The 20,959-nt window shown below is 73.2% G+C and carries 16 protein-coding genes; 14 read left to right on the plus strand and 2 right to left on the minus strand.

From position 1 onward, the window contains the following. Positions 1 to 715: 715 nt before the first annotated feature. Positions 716 to 2,239 (minus strand): MFS transporter, encoded by a 1,524-nt coding sequence (locus ACFW9D_RS29905; protein ID WP_188338747.1) that lies wholly within the window; start codon positions 2,237 to 2,239, stop codon positions 716 to 718. Between the two features lie 223 nt (positions 2,240 to 2,462). Here ACFW9D_RS29905 and ACFW9D_RS29910 point away from each other — a divergent pair, with 223 nt between their 5' ends. The 5 genes from ACFW9D_RS29910 to ACFW9D_RS29930 all read left to right on the plus strand — a co-directional run bounded on the left by ACFW9D_RS29910 (position 2,463) and on the right by ACFW9D_RS29930 (position 8,510). After that, the gene (locus ACFW9D_RS29910) at positions 2,463 to 3,758 is read left to right on the plus strand and encodes an FAD-dependent oxidoreductase (RefSeq protein WP_384626988.1); all 1,296 of its coding nucleotides are present in this window, start codon (positions 2,463 to 2,465) and stop codon (positions 3,756 to 3,758) included. Further along, positions 3,755 to 4,981: a cytochrome P450 gene (locus ACFW9D_RS29915; RefSeq protein WP_188338745.1), complete on the plus strand. Its 1,227-nt coding sequence runs from the start codon at positions 3,755 to 3,757 to the stop codon at positions 4,979 to 4,981. Before ACFW9D_RS29910 ends, ACFW9D_RS29915 begins: the two co-directional genes overlap by 4 nt. 66 nt (positions 4,982 to 5,047) lie before the next feature. Continuing rightward, positions 5,048 to 5,428 (plus strand): YrdB family protein, encoded by a 381-nt coding sequence (locus ACFW9D_RS29920; protein WP_188338744.1) that lies wholly within the window; start codon positions 5,048 to 5,050, stop codon positions 5,426 to 5,428. Between the two features lie 53 nt (positions 5,429 to 5,481). Continuing rightward, a complete protein-coding gene (locus ACFW9D_RS29925) occupies positions 5,482 to 7,422 on the plus strand; it encodes an HAD-IIIC family phosphatase (RefSeq protein ID WP_384626993.1) in 1,941 nt (646 codons plus the stop codon). Further along, a complete protein-coding gene (locus ACFW9D_RS29930) occupies positions 7,419 to 8,510 on the plus strand; it encodes an alkene reductase (RefSeq protein WP_384626996.1) in 1,092 nt (363 codons plus the stop codon). The genes ACFW9D_RS29925 and ACFW9D_RS29930 overlap by 4 nt, the downstream gene beginning before the upstream one ends. 73 nt (positions 8,511 to 8,583) lie before the next feature. Here the strand turns inward: ACFW9D_RS29930 and ACFW9D_RS29935 are convergent, their stop codons facing one another. Further along, positions 8,584 to 9,030: an SRPBCC domain-containing protein gene (locus tag ACFW9D_RS29935; RefSeq protein WP_188338742.1), complete on the minus strand. Its 447-nt coding sequence runs from the start codon at positions 9,028 to 9,030 to the stop codon at positions 8,584 to 8,586. Between the two features lie 199 nt (positions 9,031 to 9,229). Here ACFW9D_RS29935 and ACFW9D_RS29940 point away from each other — a divergent pair, with 199 nt between their 5' ends. From ACFW9D_RS29940 to ACFW9D_RS29980, 9 genes are all read left to right on the plus strand, one after another. Next, the gene (locus ACFW9D_RS29940; protein WP_384626999.1) at positions 9,230 to 11,023 is read left to right on the plus strand and encodes a fatty acyl-AMP ligase; all 1,794 of its coding nucleotides are present in this window, start codon (positions 9,230 to 9,232) and stop codon (positions 11,021 to 11,023) included. A gap of 1 nt (position 11,024) precedes the next feature. Continuing rightward, positions 11,025 to 12,836 carry an acyl-CoA dehydrogenase family protein gene (locus ACFW9D_RS29945; protein WP_384627002.1) on the plus strand — a complete coding sequence of 604 codons (1,812 nt, stop codon included), beginning with the start codon at positions 11,025 to 11,027 and terminating at the stop codon, positions 12,834 to 12,836. Then, on the plus strand, positions 12,830 to 14,590 hold the full coding sequence (locus ACFW9D_RS29950) for an acyl-CoA dehydrogenase family protein (RefSeq protein WP_188338739.1): 1,761 nt from the start codon (positions 12,830 to 12,832) through the stop codon (positions 14,588 to 14,590). The genes ACFW9D_RS29945 and ACFW9D_RS29950 overlap by 7 nt, the downstream gene beginning before the upstream one ends. A 67-nt stretch (positions 14,591 to 14,657) precedes the next feature. Continuing rightward, positions 14,658 to 14,960 carry an acyl carrier protein gene (locus ACFW9D_RS29955; RefSeq protein WP_188338738.1) on the plus strand — a complete coding sequence of 101 codons (303 nt, stop codon included), beginning with the start codon at positions 14,658 to 14,660 and terminating at the stop codon, positions 14,958 to 14,960. After that, complete coding sequence (locus ACFW9D_RS29960) at positions 14,960 to 17,980, plus strand: type I polyketide synthase (RefSeq protein ID WP_384627006.1); 3,021 nt, start codon at positions 14,960 to 14,962, stop codon at positions 17,978 to 17,980. The genes ACFW9D_RS29955 and ACFW9D_RS29960 overlap by 1 nt, the downstream gene beginning before the upstream one ends. Beyond that, on the plus strand, positions 17,977 to 19,002 hold the full coding sequence (locus tag ACFW9D_RS29965; protein WP_384627009.1) for a 3-oxoacyl-ACP synthase III family protein: 1,026 nt from the start codon (positions 17,977 to 17,979) through the stop codon (positions 19,000 to 19,002). Before ACFW9D_RS29960 ends, ACFW9D_RS29965 begins: the two co-directional genes overlap by 4 nt. After that, the gene (locus tag ACFW9D_RS29970) at positions 18,999 to 19,244 is read left to right on the plus strand and encodes a phosphopantetheine-binding protein (RefSeq protein ID WP_188338735.1); all 246 of its coding nucleotides are present in this window, start codon (positions 18,999 to 19,001) and stop codon (positions 19,242 to 19,244) included. Before ACFW9D_RS29965 ends, ACFW9D_RS29970 begins: the two co-directional genes overlap by 4 nt. Continuing rightward, on the plus strand, positions 19,241 to 20,131 hold the full coding sequence (locus ACFW9D_RS29975; RefSeq protein ID WP_384627012.1) for a 2-oxo acid dehydrogenase subunit E2: 891 nt from the start codon (positions 19,241 to 19,243) through the stop codon (positions 20,129 to 20,131). The genes ACFW9D_RS29970 and ACFW9D_RS29975 overlap by 4 nt, the downstream gene beginning before the upstream one ends. Then, positions 20,088 to 20,915 (plus strand): 4'-phosphopantetheinyl transferase family protein, encoded by an 828-nt coding sequence (locus ACFW9D_RS29980; protein WP_384627015.1) that lies wholly within the window; start codon positions 20,088 to 20,090, stop codon positions 20,913 to 20,915. Before ACFW9D_RS29975 ends, ACFW9D_RS29980 begins: the two co-directional genes overlap by 44 nt. The last annotated feature ends 44 nt before the right edge of the window (positions 20,916 to 20,959 follow it).

A 20,959-nucleotide genomic window follows, 5' to 3' on the forward strand; every position in this document is an offset into this window, starting at 1 on the left:
TCCGGCGGGGGGCGGGGGCCCCCCCGCCCTGGCGGCGCCCGCCCCCGGGGCGCGCGCGCGCTGCGCTACACCCCCGCGGCCGGGGGGGGCCCCACCCCGGGCCCCCGGCGGGGAGCACCCGGCGCCGGGCCGACGCCCCCGGAGGGGGCGGGTGGGTGGGAGAGGGGCCGGGCCAAGGAGAGGGCACAGGTGCCGGCCACGCCTCAGTCCCCGGGCACATGGCAACAGCTCCGCACCCGGCGAGGGGCTCGGCCCAGACGGAAGGGCGCAGGTGCCGGCCACGCCTCAGCCCCCGGGCGCATGACCGCAGCCCCGCACCCAGCCAGGGGCCGGCCCAAAGGGAAGGGCGCAGGTGCCAGCCACGCCTCAGCCCCCGGGCACATGGGTGCCGGCCACGCCTCAGTCCCCGGGCACATGGCTACAGCTCCGCACCCGGCGAGGGGCTGGGCACAGAGGGGAGGGCGCAGGTACCGGCCACTCCTCAGCCCCCGCCACGGGCACATAACCACCGCCCCGCACCCGGCCAGGGGCCGGGCCAGCGGAGGGGTGGCCGTGGCTCGGTGCTGGGCACGTGGTCGCGGCTCCGGGGGGAGGGCACGGGTGGTGGGCGGTCTCGGCCGTGGGCGTGTGGGGGCGGATGCGTGGTGGCGGGCGGGTGGGCAGGCGGGAGGCCCGGTGCCTTGGGGCGCCGGGCCTTCCTTTGGGGGAGGTGGGGTCAGCCGACTCGTTCGGGGGTCGCGGTCGCGGACGGCGCCGCGGGGGCTTCCGGGGCCGCGGGGGCGTCGGGGGTCGCGGGGGACTCGGTGGACTCGGCGGGTGGGGCGATCACTCCGCGGCGGAAGCCGAAGAGGCCGTTCAGGACGGAGAGGGCCAGGAAGACGAAGAGGACCAGGAACGCGGACTGGAGGCCGTGGACGAGGGCGACGTTGGGGCTCGCACCTTCCGCCGCCTGGGAGGCGACCCGGTTGTTGAGCACGGTGACGGCGATCGCGATGCCGAACGCGGCACCGATCTGCGTGGAGGCGTTGAGGAGGGCGGACGTGGTGCCCGCGTCCTCGTCGGTGGCCTCGGACGTACCGACGACCGGCGTCGGGATGAGGCAGCAGACGAGGCCGACGCCGAACAGCGCGGTGACCGGCAGCAGGAAGCTCCAGTAGCCGCTGTGCACGGGCATGCGGGTCAGCATGAAGACACAGCCGGCGAGCGCCACCGTGCCGAGCAGGTACATGGAGCGCGGTCCGGTCTTGCCGATCATCTGGGAGGCGACCGGCGCGAGGGTCATGAGGGCGATGCTGACGGGCAGGTAGGCGAGGCCGGTCTGCAGCGGGCTGTAGTCGAGGACGCCCTGCATCCACAGCGGCAGCAGGAAGAAGATCGGCATCATCATGGCGGCGGTGAGGAACTCGCCGAGGCTGCCCGCCACCACGGACCGCGAGCGGAACAGCCGCAGCGGCACGAGCGGCGCCGCGCTGCGCTGCTCGACGAGCACGAAGGCGACGAGCAGGGCGACGGCGACGACGAGGGACCCGTAGGTGCGCCAGTCTCCCCAGCCGTGGTCGCTGCTGGTCACGATGCCGTAGACGAGGAGCAGAAGGCCGCCGGTCGCGGTGACGGCGCCGGCCAGGTCCTTGGGCGGGCGGTTGCCGCCGGGGCGGGGCAGCTTGATGAGGGCGAGCGCGCCGGCGCCGATGAGCAGGCCGACGGGCACGTTGATCCAGAACGCCCACCGCCAGTCGGCGTTGACGATCGCGCCGCCGAGGATCGTGCCGATGCTCGCGCCGATGCCGATGACCGCGCCCCACACACCGAACGCCTTGGCGCGTTCCTTCGGGTCGGGGAAGACCGTCACGAGGATCGACAGGGAGGCGGGCGAGAGGGCGGCGGCGCCGATGCCCTGGAGGGCGCGGGCGGTGAGCAGCGCGCTCTCGGAGTCGGCGAGGCCCGCGCCGAGCGAGGCCAGCGTGAAGAGGGTCAGGCCGGCCATGAAGACGACGCGGCGTCCGACGACGTCGGCCAGGCGCCCGCCGAGCAGCAGCAGTCCGCCGAAGAGGAGGACGTAGATGTTCATGACCCACTGCAGCCCGGTCGTGGACAGGCCGATGGCTTCCTTGAGCCGCGGGCCCATCACGTTGACCACGGACGAGTCGATGGCGATGACGAACTGGGCAAGTGAGATGACTCCGAGCACCCACCAGCGCCGGGGGTCCGGCGGAGCGGTTGCGGCCGAGTCGGTGTTCATGGGGTCTCCTCGCAGGCCGGGCCGGAGAGCCGGCGGCGACTGTGGGTACTGGGGATGGGCTGTGTGCCCGTACGTCGCAGCAGGCTGCACCCGACCCCTTGTGCCGCTCTGAAGCCGGGGCTCCGGACGGGGTGCGGGCAGCGGCGCGGGGCGCGGTGCAAGGCGCCCTTTAGGCCGGCCCGCCACGGTGACGCCGTCGGTTCAGCGGAAGGAAGGGGAAGCCATGGCTGCGGGATTGTCCGCGCAGGTGTGCGTCGTCGGGGGCGGTCCGGCCGGTCTGACGCTCGCCCTGGAACTGGCCCGGCGCGGTGTCGAGGTCGTGGTGGTCGAGCAGAGCGCCCACTTCGACCGGTCGTTCCGCGGCGAGTCCATCTCACCCGACTCGGTGTGGCTGCTGAAGCAGCTCGGGGTGCTCGACAAGGTCGAGGACCAGACGCTGGTGACGCGCCGGATGGAGATCACGGACGCGGGGCACACGGTGCTGTCCGCGGACTTCTCGGTGTTCGACCAGCCGTGCCCGTACCCGATGGAGCTGCCGCAGCCGCCGCTGCTCGACGCGCTCGCCGAGGCCGGCTCGGCGCTGCCCTCGTTCCGGATGCTGCGCCGCACGAAGGCGTCCCGGCTGCTGACCGAGGGCAACCGGGTGACCGGTGTGGTGGCCCAACTGCCGGACGGGCCGGTCGAGATCAGGGCGTCCCTGACGGTGGCGGCCGACGGCCGGTTCAGCAAGATCCGGGAGATGGCCGGGATCAACTACACGAAGATCCCGCTGGAGCGGGACTTCGTCTGGTTCAAGGCGCCGATGCCTAAGGAGTGGGATCTGCACACCTACCGGGTGCGGATCCTCGGCGACCGGCACGGCCTGTTCATCCCGACGGTGCCGGACCTGGTGCGCATCGGGTTCAACATTCCCAAGGGCGGTCTGCGCGAGCTGCGCGCCCAGGGCATCGGGGCGCTGCACGCGCGGATCGACGAGCTGGCGCCGCAGGCGGGTCCGGGCGTGCGCGAGCACGTCACCAGCTGGTCGGACACCTCGATGCTGGACATCTTCACGACGGTCGTCCCGCAGTGGTGGCGGCCGGGCGTCGCCCTGATCGGGGACGCCGCGCACACCCTGACGCCGGTCCTCGGCCAGGGCGTCAACCACGCGATCATCGACGCGGTGACGCTGGCGCCGCTGGTGACCCGGGCGCTCGCCGCGGGCGGTCCGACGGACACCCGGCTCGACCGGGCGTGCGCCGCGTTCCAGAGCGCCCGCGAGGAGTCCGTCGCCACGGCGCGCGGGCTGCAGCTGCGCCAGGAGAAGGCGTTCGCGCTGTCCTCGCCGGTCGCCGCCGCGCTGCGCCGCACCGCCTACCGGGCGGTGTCCTCCAGCGATCTCCTCAAGCGCCGCATCCTGTCCGGCGTCTACTACCAGCTCCAGCAGGCGGTGCGCGACGGCCGCACCCGGCTCGAGCTCGCCGACCGCACCGTCTCCCCGTCTCCCGCAGGCACCCCCACTGGAGGGCAGCACCGATGACCGAGCAGCTCGAGAAGCCGGCGCAGGCCGAGTCCGGGGAGGTGCTCGGCTATCCGTTCGCGCGGGCCTCCGCGCTGGAGCCCTGCCCGCACTACGCCCGGCTGCGCGCCGAGTCCCCCGTGCAGCGGGTCCGGATGCCGAGCGGCGATCCGGCGTACCTGGTGACGACGTACGAGGACGTGCGCACGGTCCTGTCGGACGCCCGTTTCAGCCGGGCCGCGACCACGAACCCGGACGCGCCGCGCATGGGCAAGGCGACGCAGAACTTCCGCAGCCTGCTGAACATGGACGCGCCGGAGCACACGCGGGTCCGCAAGCTGGTGTCGCGGGAGTTCACGGTGCGCCGGGTCAACGATCTGCGGCCGCGCATCCAGGCGCACACCGACGCGTTCCTGGACGCGATGGAGGCGTCCGGTTCGCCCGCGGACCTGATTCCGGCGCTGGCGTTCCCGCTGCCGGTGACCATGATCTGTGAGCTGCTCGGGGTGCCGTTCGAGGACCGGGAGAAGTTCGGTGCCTGGTCGGCGGCGTTCCTGGCGACGGCGTCGCTGCCCGCCGAGGAGGTGCTGGCCGCGCAGGTGGCGCTGCGCGACTACCTGGCCGAGCAGGTGGCCCGCAAGCGGGCGCACCCGGGCACCGACCTGCTGTCGGCGCTGGTGTCGATCCATGACACGGACGAGGGGCGCCTGGACGAACAGGAGTTGATCTTCCTGGGGATCTCGCTGCTCGTCGCCGGGCACGAGACGACCGTCAACCAGATCGGCAACAGTGTTCTCGCACTGCTCACCCACCCCGAGGAGCTCGCCGCCGTGCGCGAGGACCCGGAGCGGATCGGGCGGGCCACGGAGGAGCTGCTGCGGATGTACCCGCCGGGCGACGAGGCGCTGCTGCGGATCGCCCTGGAGGACGTGGAGCTGAGCGGCACGGTGGTGCCGGCGGGCAGCGCGGTGCTGCCCTCGCTCGGCTCCGCGAACCGGGACGCCTGCCAGTTCGCGGGCGCCGACACGCTGGACATCGGCCGTGAGGTCAACCCCCATCTGACCTTCGGCCAGGGCACCCACTACTGCCTGGGTTCGGGCCTGGCCCGCGCCGAGCTGCAGATCGCGGTCGGCACGCTGCTGCGCCGCTTCCCGACGCTGCGCCTGGCGGTGGACGTGAGTGAACTGCCGCGTCCGGAGGGAAGGTTGGTGCACGGGGTGTCCAGTCTTCCGGTCGCCTGGTGAGCGGCACCGCCGTCACCCCCCACATGTGCGTCTGACGGCGCACCCACGAGAGAGAGCAGGATGCGGATGACCACGGGACTCGGCTACCACCCGGCCATGCTCGGACTCAGGTTCGTGCTGGAGGTGACGGCACTGGTCTGCTTCGGGTACTGGGCCTGGAAGGTCAGCCCGGGCGCGCTGCGGTACGTCGCGGTGGTCGCGGTGCCGCTCCTGGTGGCCGTCGCCTGGGGCGTGTTCGCGACCCCGGGCGACGAGTCGCGCAGCGGCGACGCGGTCGTCGCGACGGCGGGAGGACTGCGGCTCCTCCTCGAACTCGCCGTGTTCTTCGGGGGCGCGGCCGCGCTGTACGCGGCCGGCGCCACCGTCCCCGCCGTGGTCCTCACCGCGGTCCTGATCGCCTACCACGCCGCGTCCTTCGACCGGATCGCCTGGCTGCTGCGTCACTGAGTGACGCGGCGGCACGGGGCGGCGCCGGTCCGCGCTGACAGGAGAAGACAGACGTGACCCAAGCAGTGACGACCGACGAGGTGACCCGCCTCGGGCCGCTGGAGCGACTGCGGGCGCTGCACCAGGAGGGCCGGATCGCCGAGCGGTATCCGGCGGTCGGCCCGCTCCTGGCGGAACTGGCCGTCCCGGACCCGGACTTCGCGGCGCTGGCGCGCGCCGGGCGGCTCCTCGCCCGCGTCTCCCCCGAGGAGATCGCCGAGCACCACCCGCAGGCCGCCCCGATCCGGGTCGCGGTGACCGGGCACGGCATGCTCGACGCGCTGACCCCGGCGCTGACCGCTCAGTTTGCCCGGCACGGGATCCCGCTGCGGATCAACGAGCCGGAGTACGACGCCTGGCTGCGCGACCTCCAGGACCCGTCGAGCGAGCTGTACCCGCCGGGCACCGATCTCGCGCTGTGCGTCCTGGACGCCCAGATCGTCTTCGACGAGCTGCCGGTGCCGTGGTCGGCGGCGGACGCGGCGGCGGCCCTCGACGCCAAGCTGGAGCAGCTGTCGGCGCTGGTCGCCCGCTACAGCGAGCACGGTCCGGGCACGCTGGTGCTCAACACGCTGCCGCTGCTCGCCGCGCACACCCGGCAGCTGGTGGACCACGCGAGCCGGGCCGAACTGTCGGCGCGCTGGCGGGAGTTCAACGCGGCCCTGCTGCGGCTGACCGCCGGCCACCCGCGTCTGCACGTGGTGGACCTGGACGTGCTGGTCGCCGAGTCGGGGCCGGTGCGCGACACCCGGCTCGCCACGTACGCGAAGGTGCACCTGGGCGAGGACCTCCTCGGCCGGTACGCCCGCGAGGTCGGTCATCTGGGCCGCACGCTGCGCGGGCGCGCCAAGAAGGTGCTCGTGGTGGACCTCGACAACACCCTGTGGGACGGCATCCTCGGTGACGACGGCCCCGACGGGATCGCGGCGGCCACGACCTACCGGGGCGAGGCGTTCGGCAAGTTCCAGAAGACCGTCAAGCAGATCGGCGCGCAGGGCGTGCTGCTCGCGGTGAGCAGCAAGAACGACCAGGAGCCGGTGCTGTCCGTGCTGCGCGACCACCCCGACATGGTGCTGCGCGAGGGCGACTTCACCCGGGTGAACGCGAACTGGGACCCCAAGGACGGCAATCTGCGGGACATCGCGGCCCGGCTCAATCTGGGCGTGGACAGCTTCGTGTTCGCCGACGACTCGCCGTTCGAGTGCGGTCTGGTGGCGTCCTCGCTTCCGGAGGTCGCCGTGGTGCGGCTCGACGAGGAGCCGGCGCTGCACGTGGACCGGCTCCTCGCGGACGGCTGGTTCGACGTGCGGGCGCTGACCGCGGAGGACCGGCGGCGGGCCGAGCAGTACCGCTCGGAGGCGGACCGGCAGGACCTGCAGGAGTCGTCCGGGTCGATGGAGGAGTATCTGCGGGCGCTGGACATCCGGCTCGAGATCTCCCGGGTGCGGGACCACGAGGTGGCCCGGGTCGCGCAGATCACCCAGCGCACCAACCAGTTCAACCTGACGACGCTGCGGCTCCAGCAGGCCGAGGTGCAGGGCCGCCGCGAGGACCCCGGACATCTGGTGCTCTCGGTGCGCTCGCGCGACCGGTTCGGGGACAACGGCGTGGTCGGGGCGGTCTTCGCACACCGCGAGGGCACGGTGCTGCACCTGGACAACCTGCTGCTCAGCTGCCGGGTCTTCGCCCGCGGCATCGAGCAGGCCACCGTGTCGACGCTGCTCGCGCACGCCCGGGACACCGGGGCGAGTGCCGTGCACGCCCGCTACCGGCCGACCGCGAAGAACCACCGGGTGCGCGACTTCTACCCCTCGCTCGGTTTCGCGACGACCGCCGAATCGGCGGACGGGGAACGGGAGTTCGCGCACGACCTGACCGGGATCGAACCGATACCCGGGCATCTGGCACTGGACGTCGAGCTCGGCGCCGAGCTCGCTGAGGGGCAGCCGTCATGACTTCTCTGTTCGACAGCACCACCATGGCAGGACTGTCGCTGCCCAACCGTCTCGCGATGGCGCCGATGAACCGGGGCCGGGTCGACGACGAGGGCGTGCCGAGCCCGCTGATGGCCACGTACTACGCGCAGCGCGCCTCGGCGGGGCTGCTGATCTCCGACTCCTCGTATCCGGCCCCGCTGGGGCGCGGCTACCGGATGCCCGGCATGTGCACCCCCGACCACGTCGAGGGCTGGCGGCGGGTGACCCGGGCGGTGCACCTGGGCGGCGGGCGGATCTTCGTGCAGTTGCAGCACGCGGGCCGGATCAGTCATCCCGATCTGCTGGACGGGGAGCTGCCGATCGCCCCGTCGGCGGTGCGGCCGCCGGACGCCGTCCTGGAGTACGAGGGGCGCAAGCCGTTCGAGGTGCCGCGGGCGCTGACCACCGAGGGCGTCGAGGAGGTGGTGCGCGAGTTCGCGGAGGCGGCCCGCCGGGCGGTGCTGGCCGGCGCCGACGGCGTCGAACTCCAGGGTGCCAACGGCTACTTGCTGCACCAGTTCATGGGCGTCAACACCAATCTGCGCACCGACCGGTACGGCGGCTCGGCGGCCGCGCGGGCCCGGATGGCGATCGAGACGGCGACCGCGTGCGCGCAGGCGGTGGGCGCGCACCGCGTCGGGATCCGCCTCTCCCCCGGCAACATCTTCAACGACATGGACGAGGGCGACACCCCGGCCCTGTACGAGGCGCTGCTGCCGGCGCTGGCCCGGCTCGGGCTCGCGTACGTGCACGTCGTGGAGAACGGGGACCGCGAGTACACGCGGCTGCTGCGCAAGCTGTGGCCGTACACGATGATCGTCAGCCCGCGGCACGGGCCGATGGTGCATCCGACGACGGGCCGGTTCGCCGAGCCCGTGGGGCTCGCGGCGGCCCGTGAGGTGCTCGACGAGCAGCTCGCGGACCTGGTCTCGTTCGGCCGGCACTTCATCGCCAACCCGGACCTGCCGCGCCGCCTGGCGGAGGGTGCCCCGCTCAACGAGGTGGACCCGGCGACCCTGTACCCCGGCCACGCGGCCGGCTACACGGACTACCCCGCCCTCCCCTGACCCCGCGCACCCGCCGCACACTCCTGGCGCCCGCCCTTCCCCCGGGGCGGGCGCCAGGTCGCTTTCGCGGCGCCTACGCGGTCTTCCCGGCCCCCGATTCGACGCGGGTGCGCAGGGCCTCGTTCAGGTCGATGAAGCGGCCCACGGTCTCCCGTACGACCTTCTGTGTGAACGGGACGAGGAGGCCGGCGAAGGTCTCGGACTGGACGAGGAGCGTGCCGCCCTCGGGGCGCTCGGACAGCTCGAAGATGTGCTCGCCGTCGAAGATGCCGGGCAGCCACAGGCGGCCGCGCCAGCGCAGCACCCGGCCGGGCTCGGCCGCCACCACGGTGGGCTTTATGCCCATGTGCCGCCCGCTCGCCTGCCGGAAGGTGAGGTCGAGCTGCTCGCCGACGGCGACCCGGCCGGCCGCCTTCACGATGAAGGGGTTCCACTCGGGGAAGCGCTCGAAGTCGGTGAGTACGGACCAGACGTCGCCGGGCGACGCGTCGATCACGACCTCGGTAGAGATACGGCGCACCAGCTGATCTCCTTCCGCGGCCCCGCCACGGGCCGCTGCAGATACGGGCGTTGCCCACGCTATCCGCTTCGCGGCGTGCGCCCCAGGACGTCCCGCGATCGCACAAGCGTCGCCTTAGGGGCCCGGCGCAGCATCGCCGTTGTCCAAGCAGCCTCGCCGGCGCAACGCCAGCGGATCCTGGAGAGGTCAGGGAACGACGTTGACAGCCTTCCCCACATTCACGGAACTGGTACTGGCGCGCACCGACGCGCTCGGCTCCAAGGACGCCTTCATCTTCCTGCCCGACGACGCCAAGGGGTCGGGCCCGCAGCATCTGACGTACAGCGCGCTGGACCAGGAGGCCCGCCGGATCGGGTCCTGGCTGCAGGCCAACGGCGCTTCCGGGCGCCAGGTGCTGCTCCTGTACCCGTCGGGCCTGGAGTTCATCAAGGCGTTCGTGGGCTGCCTGTACGCGGGCGCCGTCGCGGTGCCCGCGCCGCTGCCCACCGAGCAGGGCAACCACTTCACCCGCGTCTCCGGCATCCTGCGCGACGCGCAGGCCCGCGCCGTGCTCACCGACTCCACGAACGCCCCGGAGATATCCGAGTGGCTGCGCACGGAGCAGATGAACGACGTGCTGTGCCTGGCCACCGACACGGACGGCTACGGCGACGCCGGCGCCTGGACGGCGCCCTCGCTGACCGGTGACGACCTGGCGTTCCTGCAGTACACCTCGGGCTCCACGAGCGACCCCAAGGGCGTGATGGTCAGCCACGCCAACCTGCTCGCCAACGAGCAGGCGATCAAGAACTCGGTGGGCTCCAACTCGGACACCCGCTACGGCGGTTGGCTGCCCTTCTACCACGACATGGGCCTGATCGGGCACATCCTGCAGCCGCTGTTCCTGGGCGGCAGCGCGGCCCTGATGTCGCCGGTGTCCTTCCTGAAGCGGCCGCACCGCTGGCTGCAGATGATCGGCGACTACAAGGTCACCATCGGCGGCGGCCCCAACTTCGCGTACGACCTGTGCCTGCGCCGGGTCACCGACGAGCAGCTGGCGACGCTGGACCTGTCGAGCTGGCAGGCGGCCTGCAACGGCGCGGAGCCGATCCGCGTCGAGACGATCCGCGCGTTCACCGAGCGGTTCGCCCCGGCCGGGTTCCGGCCCGAGACGTTCTTCCCCTGCTACGGCATGGCCGAGACGACCCTGCTGGTGTCGGGCACCCCGAGCGAGACCCGGCCCGTGGTGCTGTCCGTCGACTCCGAGGCGCTGGAGTCGGGCCGGCTGGCCGACCCGCGCGAGGAGGCGCCCACCCGCACCCTGGTCAGCAGCGGTGTCGTGAAGGCGGAGGACTTCGACGTCCGGATCGTCGACGCGCAGACCTTCGAGGAGCAGCCCGAGGGTTCGGTCGGCGAGATCTGGGTCAAGGGCCCGTCCGTGGCGTCCGGCTACTGGCAGCGGCCGCTGACCAACAAGGAGATCTTCGACGCGGCCATCGCCGACGGCAAGGGCGGCCAGGACGAGGGCGGCTGGCTGCGCACCGGCGACCTCGGCGTGTGGGAGGACGGCCAGCTGTACGTCACCGGCCGCCTCAAGGAGCTGATCATCTTCGCGGGGCGCAACCTGTACCCGCAGGACATCGAGCGGGCCGTGCAGGGCACCGACAAGTCGCTCGGCATCGGGGCGGGCTCGGTGTTCGCGGTGGAGACCGCGGACCGCGAGCACCTGGTCGTCGTGCAGGAGGTGCGCGCCAGCTCGGTCGCCACCGACCTGCGCACCCTCGCCACCGGAGTCCAGGCCTTCATCGGCCGGGAGTTCAACATCCCGGCGGGCAACGTGCTCCTGGTCCGTCCCGGCACCATCCGCAAGACGACCAGCGGCAAGATCCAGCGCACGCTGATGAAGCAGCTGTTCCTCAAGGGCCAGATCACCCCGCTGTACGAGGTCCTGGAGCCGGCCGTGCGGGAACTGGTCGCCGACGCCATCGAGCGCCCGCTGGACACGGTGGCCTGACATGGAGCATCCGCCGTACCGACTGGCCGGGGAACTCGACCGCTTCCTCGGCGATCCCGACGACCCGCAGGTGACGTTCTCGTACGCGCGCACGGTCGCGCTGGACGACGCGGAGGAGTTCCCCGCGGACATCTGCCGACGCCTTCAGGAGTGGGGCCTCTCCGACTACTACGTGCCGGTCGAGCACGGCGGAGCGCTCACGGACTACGAGCAGTTGCTGCAGCTGATCCGCGTCGTGGCCCGGCGCGATCTGACGACGGCGATCGGGCACGGCAAGACGTACCTGGGCGGCGTGTGTGTCTGGGTGGCCGGTGACGGCGAGCAGGCGCAGCGGCTCGGCGCGGACATCCGCGCCGGGGTCCCGGTCTCGCTCGGTCTGACCGAGCGGGCGCACGGCAGCGACCTGCTGGCCGGCGAGGTCAGGGGCGAGGTGAGCGAGCAGCTGCCGGACGGCGGCTGGCTGGTGAGCGGCGAGAAGTGGCTCATCAACAACGCGACCCGCGGTTCGCTGCTGTCCCTGCTCACCCGCACCGACCCGGCGGGCGGCCCGCGCGGCTTCAGCGTGCTGCTCGTCGACAAGCGGGAACTGGACGAAGGAACGTACCGGCACCTGCCGAAGGTGCACACGCACGGCATCCGGGGCGCCGACATCTCCGGCATCGCCTTCGACGGCGCGAAGGTGCCGGCGGGCGCGCTGGTCGGCGCCGAGGGCGGCGGCGTGGAGACCGTCATCAAGGCGCTCCAGCTGACCCGCACGATGTGCGCGGCGCTGTCGCTGGGCGCCGGGGACCACGGGCTGCGCATCGCCCTTGACTTCGCCGAGCGGCGGGAGCTGTACGGGCGGAAGCTGATCGACCTGCCCAAGGCACGCCGCACGCTGGGCGAGGCCGCCGCCGACGTGCTGCTGCACGAGGCGCTGGCCCTGTTCGCCTCGCGGGCGGTGCACACACAGACCGCCGAGATGAGCCTGACGGCGGCGGTCACCAAGTACCTGCTGCCCACGGGCACCGAGGAGGTGCTGACCGAACTGACCCGGCTGCTGGGAGCCCGCGCCTTCCTCAAGGAGGTGCACGCGCAGGGCCGGTTCCAGAAGCTCGAGCGGGACCACCGGATCGTGGGCCTGTTCGACGGCAACACGCTGGTGAACCTGAACTCCCTGGTGAACCAGTTCCGTTCGCTGGCGCGCGGCTACCGGCGCGCGACCGGCGACACGGCCGGCGCGGCCGCCGCCTGCGACCTGGGCCTGCCGCTGCCGCCGCTCGACCCGGCGAACCTGTCGGTGATCGCCCGCCGGGGCAGCGGTGTCACGCTCGGCCTCGGCGGCGCGGTCGCCGACCTGGAACAGCGGGCGGCGGAGAACCCGGCGCTCGCCCCGGTCCTGGACGCGGCCCGCCGGCTGCTCGCCGCGACGGACGCGGTGCACGAGGAGATGGCCGCGCACCAGGACGTGCTGACCGATGTGCCGCCCGCCGCCTTCGAGACGGCCCGCCGCTACGCCCTGTGCTACGCGGGCGCCGCCTGTGTCGGCCTGTGGACGGGCAGCGCGGACCGGCTCGCGGACGATCCGGCGGTCGGCGCGCTGTGGCGGGACGGGCTGTGGCTGCGCGGCGCCCTGGAGCGCCTCCTGGCCCGGCTCGACCCGCGCGCTCCGCAGGGCGCGGCGCACCACACGTACGAGGAGCTGCTCGCCCAGGTGCGGGCGGCCCGGGCCGAGGGACGGCTGTACGCGCTGCTCGACCAGCGCGTCCCGGCCGCGCCCGCCCCCGAGAAGGCCGCCGCGGCGGCCGGTGAGAACGAGAGGACGTCATGCTGACCGGTTCCCCGCCCCAGGCGCCCCGTGCGCCCTTCACCGACCAGGAGGCCGAGGTCGCCGCGCGGGTGGCCGAGCTGGAGAGCCGCCTGGGCGATCCGAACGACGCCGCGAACGAGGTGTCGTACGCGGCGCTCCTGGCGGCCGACGAGGCCGGCGAGATGCCCGCGGCCGGTGAGCGGATCCTCGACGAGGCCGTTCTGAACGCCGAGTTCGTGCCGCGCGAGCACGGTGGCCGGCTCGACCGGATCGACTCGCTGGTGCGCGTCATGCGCCAGGTGTTCCGCCGGGACGTGGCGCTCGGCCTCGGCTACGGCGTCACCTCGTTCATGGCGGGCGTCAACGTGTGGACGTCGGGCTCCGCCGAGCAGCGCGAGCGGCTCGCCCGGATCCTGCTGGACGGCGGCAAGGTGTCCGTCGCGTACCACGAGCTGGCGCACGGCAACGACTTCGTGCGCAACGAGTTCGAGGCGCGGCCCGCGCCGGACGGCGGCTTCCTGCTGGCCGGCGAGAAGCAGGTCATCAACAACGCGGACCGGGCCGCCGCCTGGGTCCTGTTCAGCCGTACGAGCCCCGCGCCGGGCAGCCGCAGCCACTCGGTGGTGCTGGCCGAGCGGGCCGGCCTCGACGCGGACACCTTCCGGGTGCTGCCCCGCTACAGCGCGACCGGTGTGCGCGGCTGCCATCTGTCGGGCCTGCACTTCGAGGACACCCCGCTGGGCGGCGAGGCTCTGGTCGGCGAGGTCGGCCAGGGCGTCGAACTGGCCCTGCGCGCCTTTCAGATCACCCGCAGCGCGGTGCCCGGGATGGCGCTCGGCGCGGCCGACACGGCGCTGCGCACGGTGGTGCGGTTCGCGCGCGGCCGGGAGCTGTACCGCAAGTCCGTGATGGACATCCCGCACGCCCGGGCGACCCTGTCCGGTGCCTTCCTCGACCTGCTGATCTGCGACAGCCTGTCGCTGGCGGCGACGCGGGCGGTGCATCTGCTGCCGGAGGAGACGAGCGTCTACGCGGCCGCCACCAAGTACCTGGTGCCGAAGATGCTCACGGAGACGATGCACGATCTGTCGATCGTGCTCGGCGCCCGGTTCTACGTCCGCGAGGGCGAGTTCGGCATCTTCCAGAAGCACATCAGGGACCTGCCGGTGCTCAGCCTCGGGCACGCCGGTTCCGCGGCCTGCCAGGCGACGATCATCCCGCAGCTGGCCCGGCTCGCCCGGCGCTCCTGGTTCTCCGGGGACCCGGCGCCCGGCGCGCTGTTCCGGCCGCGCGAGGACCTGCCGCCGATCCCGTTCGAGCGGCTCACCCTGGCCAGCGGCCGCGACAGCCTGTCCGCCTCGCTGGTCGCCTCGGTCGACGAGCTGCCCTCCGGCTCCCCCGAGGAGCGGGCGGTGCACGCGATCGCGCTGAAGATGATGGACGAGCTGCGCCAGCTCCAGGAGTCCTCGCTGGCGCTGGCCCCGCAGGACCGCACGGCGCTGGCCTCGCCCGCCACGTTCGCCCTGGCCGACCGGTACGCGGTGCTGCTCGCCGCGGCCTCGGCGATCGGTGTGTGGCAGCAGGCGCGGGGCGGCGACGACGCGTTCCTCGCCGATCCGGCCTGGCTGGCCGCGGTGCTGCACCGGCTCGCCGTGCGGCTCGGGCAGCAGCCCGCGGACCTGCCGCCGGCGGTCGAGGCCCGGATCCACGACGAGGTGACGCGCCGCTTCGAGCAGCGCCGCAGCTTCGACCTGTATGACACCCCGCTGGCCGGCTGACCGCGCCCGCCTCCGCCCGCACCACCGACCTGCCCCGACCCGCCCGACTCGTCTTCAGGAGTGCACCGTGACCGCTACGTCTCCCGCCTCGCCCGCCTCGCTCGCCGGCCACACCCGCGACTCGCTGATCACCTGGCTGTCCGACCGCATCGCCCTGTACCTGAAGCGGCAGCCCGCCGAGATCGACCCGAGCGTGCCGCTGGCCGAGTACGGGCTCGACTCCGTCGCCGCGTTCAGCCTGTGCGGCGACATCGAGGAGGACTTCGACTTCGTCCTCGAGCCGACGGCCGCCTGGGACTACCCGACCGTCCAGGCGCTCGCCGACCACCTGCTGGAGGAGTTCGCCACCGCGCAGGGCGGCGCCCGCTGATGGAACCCATCGCCATCGTCGGCATCGACTGCAGGTTCCCGGGGGCGCCGGACACCCGCGCCTACTGGGATCTCCTGATGCGCTCGGGCGACGGGGTCGGTGAGGTGCCCCGGCTGCGCTGGAACGCCGAGGAGTTCCACTCGGCCTCCGGCGCCCCCGGGCGCACCAACACCACCAAGGGCGGTTTCATCTCCGACCCGGACGCCTTCGACAACGAGTTCTTCACCGTCTCGCCGCGCGAGGCGCAGGCCATGGACCCGCAGCAGCGGCTGCTGCTGCAGAGCTCCTGGCGGGCCGTCGAGGACGCGGGCCTGGCCCCGCAGTCCCTGGCGGGCACCTCCACCGGGGTGTTCGTCGGCATCATGGGCAACGAGTGGGCGCAGCTGCACCTGACGGACTACGACCACGTCACCGCGCAGATCGGCTCCGGCAACGGCTACTGCATGACGGCCAACCGGATCTCGTACCACCTGGACCTGAAGGGTCCCTCGCTCGCCGTCGACACCGCCTGCTCCTCCTCGCTCGTGGCCGTGCACCTGGCGGCGAACGCCCTGCTGTCCGAGGAGTGCGACATCGCGCTCGCGGGGGGCGTGAACGTCGCGATGACCCCGGCCCTGTCGATCTTCTACACGCAGGCCGGTCTGTCCTCGCCGGACGGGCGCTGCAAGCCGTTCAGCTCGCAGGCCGACGGCATCGGCCGCGGCGAGGGCGTCGGCGTGGTGGTGCTGCGCCGGCTGAAGGACGCGCTCGCGGACGGCCAGCGGGTGTACGCGGTGCTGCGCGGCACCGCCGTCAACCAGGACGGGCGCAGCAACGGCATCACCGCGCCCAACCGCTGGGCCCAGCAGGAAGTGCTCGCCGCGGCCTACCGGCGTGCGGGGGTCGAGCCGTCCGACGTCACGTTCGTGGAGGGCCACGGCACCGGCACCGCGCTCGGCGACATGATGGAGGTCAAGGCGCTCGGCCACCACCACGGGTCCCGCACCGGCAAGCCGCTGGCGCTCGGCTCGGTGAAGGGCAACCTCGGGCACACCGAGGGCGCGGCCGGCATCGCGGGGCTCATCAAGGTGGCCCTGTCGCTGCACCACCGGGTCGTTCCGGCGAGCCGGTTCTCGGCGAAGGAGAACCCGTCGCTGAAGCTGCGCGAGCACGGCATCCGGCTCCTGAAGGCTCCGCTGAAGCTGCCCGCGCAGGACGTCGTGGCGGGCCTGAGCAGCTTCGGCATGGGCGGCACGAACGCGCACGCCGTGCTGGCCAGCGCTCCCCCGGCCGCACGGCGTCCGGCGGACGACACGGGCGGCCTCGGCACGGCCGTGTTCACGCTGACGGCACCCGGCGCGGACGCGCTGCGCCGCAACCTGATCGCGCAGGCCGACTCCGTGGAGCGCGGCCGGCTTCCGGTGGGTGCGCTCGCCTGGACCAGCAACCGGGTCAAGTCCGGGCACCGTTACCGGTTCGCGGTCGGCGCCGCGGACACCGCGCAGCTCGCGGAGCGGCTGCGGGAGGCGGCCGCGGACGACGCCGTGCTGACCCGGCTCGCGGGGCAGCCCGCGGCGCGGCCCGAGACCGCGTTCCTGTACACCGGGCAGGGCTCCCAGTACCCGCGGATGACGGCGGGCCTGTACCGGGAGTCGGCCCTGTACCGCGGCTTCCTCGACGAGGCGGACGCGGCGCTCGTCCCGCACACCGGCCGCTCGGTGCGCGATCTGGTCCTGGCGGGCGACGAGGCGGTCCACCGCACACAGTGGACCCAACCCGCCCTGTTCGCCGTGGAGTTCGCGCTCGGCCGGACCCTGGAGGCCCTCGGCGTGCGCCCCTCGGCGCTGCTCGGGCACAGTGTCGGCGAGTACGCGGCGGCGGTCCTCGCGGGCGCGCTGCCGCTCGACGGGGCGGCACGGCTGATCGCGACGCGCGGCGCGCTGATGCAGGAACTCCCGGACGGCGGCGGCATGCTGGCCGTGCGGGCGCCGCACGCGGAGGTGGCCGCACGGGTCGCGGACGAGCCGCTGGTCGGCGTCGCCGCGGTCAACGGCCCCCAGGCCACGGTCCTGTCCGGTGATCTCGCCGCCCTGGCGCGCATCGAGGAGGAGCTGACCGGAGAGGGGGTGCGCACCCGCAGGCTCCAGGTGTCGCACGCGTTCCACTCGCCGCTGATGGAGCCGATGCTGGAGCGGTTCGCCGCCGTCGCCGACGAGGTGGGCGGCGACGTGCCGCGGATCCCCGTGTACTCGACGGTGCACGGGCGGCTCCTGGAGGACGAGCCGATGGACGCCACGTACTGGGTGGCGCACATCAGCGCCCCGGTGCTGTTCGCGGACGCGGCCCGGACCCTGCTCGACGAAGGGGTCACGCACGCCGTGGAGATCGGGCCCCGCCCGGTGCTGCTCGGCATGCTGCGCACGCTGGGCGCCGGCCCCGCGCAGGTGGTGCCGGTGCCGGACGAGGACGCGGGCAGCGACCGGCTGGCGGACGCGGTCGCCGAGCTGTACCGCGGCGGCGTGGACCCGGACTGGGACGCGGTGTACGCGCCGCGCGACCGGGTCGGGCAGCCGCTCGCCCCGTACGCGTTCAGCGACCGGCACCGCTACTGGGCGGCCCACACGCCCTCGCGCACCCCGTCGGCCGGTCCCGTGGCCGTGGCCGCGCAGAGCGCCGCGGACACCCGGGGCGCGGACGCGCCGGCGCCGGCCGCCGAGCCGATGCACCCGGCGGTGGCCGTGCTCGACGTGAGCCGGGGCCGGGCGGACGGCCCCGTGGCCCGCGCCGCCGTGGAGGCGGTCGGACTCGTCGGCGGCTACGGCCCCGACGAGCTCAGCCCCGAACTGCGGCTCTACGAAGACCTCGGCTTCGACTCCGTGATGGTCATGGAGCTGAAGTCCCGCCTCGAGGAACGGCTCACCGGGCTCGGCGAGCTGACCGTCCAGGACCTGCTGCCCCGGCTCTCCACCATCGGTGACCTGGTCAGCTTCCTCCACGAACTCGACGCGGTCGCCCCCGGATCAGAAGAGAGGACGGCATGAGCAACCAACCCACCGCCCACCTCGCCGCCATCGGCACCGCGCTGCCGGGCGACCCGGTGGACAACGCGCAGCTCGCCAAGGTGCTCGGGGTCAACGAGGAGTGGATCGAGGTCTTCATCGGTACGAAGACCCGGCACTTCGCCCGTGATCTGGCCACCGGCGAGGTCCGCTGGTCGCTCGCCGACCTGTGCGCGAGCGCGGCCCGCAAGGCGCTGGACGCCGGTGCGGTGGACGCCGCCGACATCGACTTCATCGTGCTCGGCACGGCCACCCCGGACACGCTGATGCCAGCGACCGTGAACAACGTCGCCGACCAGCTGGGCCTGGACCAGGTGCCGACCTTCCAGCTCCAGTCGGGCTGCGCGGGAGCGGTGCAGGCGCTCAGCGTCGCCCAGACCATGATCGCCTCGGGCCAGTACCGCAACGGCCTGGTGATCGGCGGCGACGTGTGCAGCAAGCACCTGGACGTGCAGCGCGACCTGTCCGGCGCCGCCCCCAGCGATCTGGTGAACTTCGTGCTCTTCGGGGACGGCGCGGGCGCGGCCGTGCTCAGCGCGGACCCGGTCGGCGAACGGGTCGCGGTGCGTCACGTCCTCAACCGGTTCACGGGCCTGGGCCGCAAGCCCGGCCAGGTCATCGAGTGGTTCGGGCTCGCCGACCGCCACGACGACCGGCAGGCGCTCACCGAGGACTACAAGGCCATCGAGGAGGGTGTCCCGGTGATGGCCGTGGAGATCCTCTGGGAGCTGCTCGGCGAGCTCGACTGGGACGCCGAGGACCTCGACTACCTGCTGCCGCCGCAGCTGTCGGGCCGGATGACGAAGAAGATCGCCGAGGAGCTCGGGGTGCCGACGGCCCGCGAGATCTCCTGTGTCGCCGAGACCGGCAACAACGGCAACGCGCTGCCCTTCCTGCAGATCGCCGGGCTCCTCGCGGAGATGAAGGCGGGCGAGAAGGCCCTCGCCGTCGCCGTGGAGTCCAGCAAGTGGATCAAGGCCGGTTTCGCCCTGGAGAAGATATGAGCCGCACCGCCAGCACCTTCACCCTCGACGACTTCACCACGCTCGTCCGCGACGAGATCGGCATGCCGCTCGAAGCGGAGCAGGTGGGCGCCGACTTCGACGAACTGCCCGACTGGGACTCCCTGTACCTGCTCAAGCTGGTCACCGCCCTGGAGCTGGCGACCGGCCGGCCCGTGCCGGTCGGCAAGGTCCTGGAGGCCCGCTCCCTCAAGGGCATCTACGAGCTGGCGGTGGGCGGATGAGCCCGGCGCCGGCGCACGGCTCGCACACCGTCATCGAGCGGCGCCGCCGGCACACCCTGTTCTTCCTGGAGTGGGCCGAGTCCCAGCGCCCGGTGCACCTGGACACCGACATCGACATGACGCGGATCCTGGAGCACCGGGAGCGGGCCCGCGCCGACGGGCTGCGCTACTCGTACGTGACGTACCTGCTGCACGCGACGGGCCGCGCCCTGGCCCGTCACCAGGAGGCCAACGCGGTGATGGCGCCGGGCTGGCCGGGCTTCTGGCGCGCGCCGCGGATCGTACGGTTCCGCTCGGTGACGGCGAAACTGGCGCTGGACCGGAAGGTGGACGGGGAGCGGGCGGTGCTGTCCGCGCTCGTGCCCCGGCTGGAGCGGGCGTCGCTGCGCGAGATCCAGGAGCAGGTCGACCGCTACCGGGGCGAACAGGCCGCGGAACTGCCCGAGTTCAAGGGTGTGCGCATGCTGGGCCGGCTGCCGCTGCCGCTGGGCCGGGCCGCGTTCGGCGCCGCTCTGCGCGACGCCCGCAAACGGCCCGGTGTCTTCGGCACCGTGTCCGTGAGCTCGCTCGGGCACGGCGCCGTGGACGGCTTCCACTCGGCGGGCGGCACCGCCGTGACCCTGTGCGCGGGCCGGATCGCGCAGCGGCCCGTGGTCCGCGCGGACGGCACCCTCGGGGCCGCGCCCGTGATGCGGCTCGGCCTCACCTTCGACCACCGGGTGATCGACGGCGGGGCCGCGGCCGATCTGCTGACCGATCTCCACGACACCATGGAGGCCTTCGATGACGTCGATGACGGCTCCAGGGGGCACGTCCCCGCCGCGCACGCTCGGGGAACCGATCATGATCACGGGACCGGGCGGGAACTGGCAGGAAGTCCGCGCTGACCTCGACCGGCACCGCGCCGCGATCCTCTACGCCCGGCTGGACGACTGGCGTCCGGAGCGGGCCGGAGGGCCGCGGCTGCGGGCGCTGCTCGGCCGGGACTGGGCGCGGTTCCTGGAACTGACCCACCCGGACGTGCGCACCCGGTTCGCCTCGTCGCGCGTGCTCCTGAAGTTCGCGGCCGCGGCGGCGCTCCACGTGCCGCCGCAGGCCGTGGAGCTGGGCTACACGCACACCGGGCGGCCGTTCCTGCGCGGCTACGACGGCGTGCACATCAGCCTGAGCCACACCGACGAACTCCTCCTGGTGGGTCTCGCCACCGGCGGGGTCATCGGGGTGGACGCCGAGCGCGCGGACCGCAGGCTGTACGGGCCCGGCCTCGGCCGGCACCTGTGCACCCCGCACGAGGTCACGGAGATCGAGGCGATGCCGGAGGAGGACCGCAATCCGGCCCTGGTCCGGCTGTGGACCCTGAAGGAGGCGTACAGCAAGGCGATCGGGCTCGGCATGCAGTTCCGCTTCACCGACTTCGGTTTCCGTCCCGACGGCACCCCGACGGACGTCCTGCGCCCGGACGGTCAGCCGGGTTCGGACGGCGAGTGGACGTTCCGTACGTACGGGCTCGACGACACGTACGTGGTGAGCGTCGCGGTCGGGGACGCCGGGTTCGGCGCGGGCGCGGACACGGCGGCGGGGACCGCGCTGGACGCCGGCATCGTCGACGCCCTCGCGGAGGTGCTCGGCGAGGACGAGGCGGCCGGCCCGGAGCCGGACGAGTGGTGGTGAGCGCGCCGTGACACGCGAGAGGGGCCGGACCTGGTGTCCGGCCC

Source organism: Streptomyces sp. NPDC059524, from assembly GCF_042749255.1.
In the GTDB taxonomy this organism is placed as follows: Bacteria; Actinomycetota; Actinomycetes; order Streptomycetales; family Streptomycetaceae; genus Streptomyces; species Streptomyces xanthii.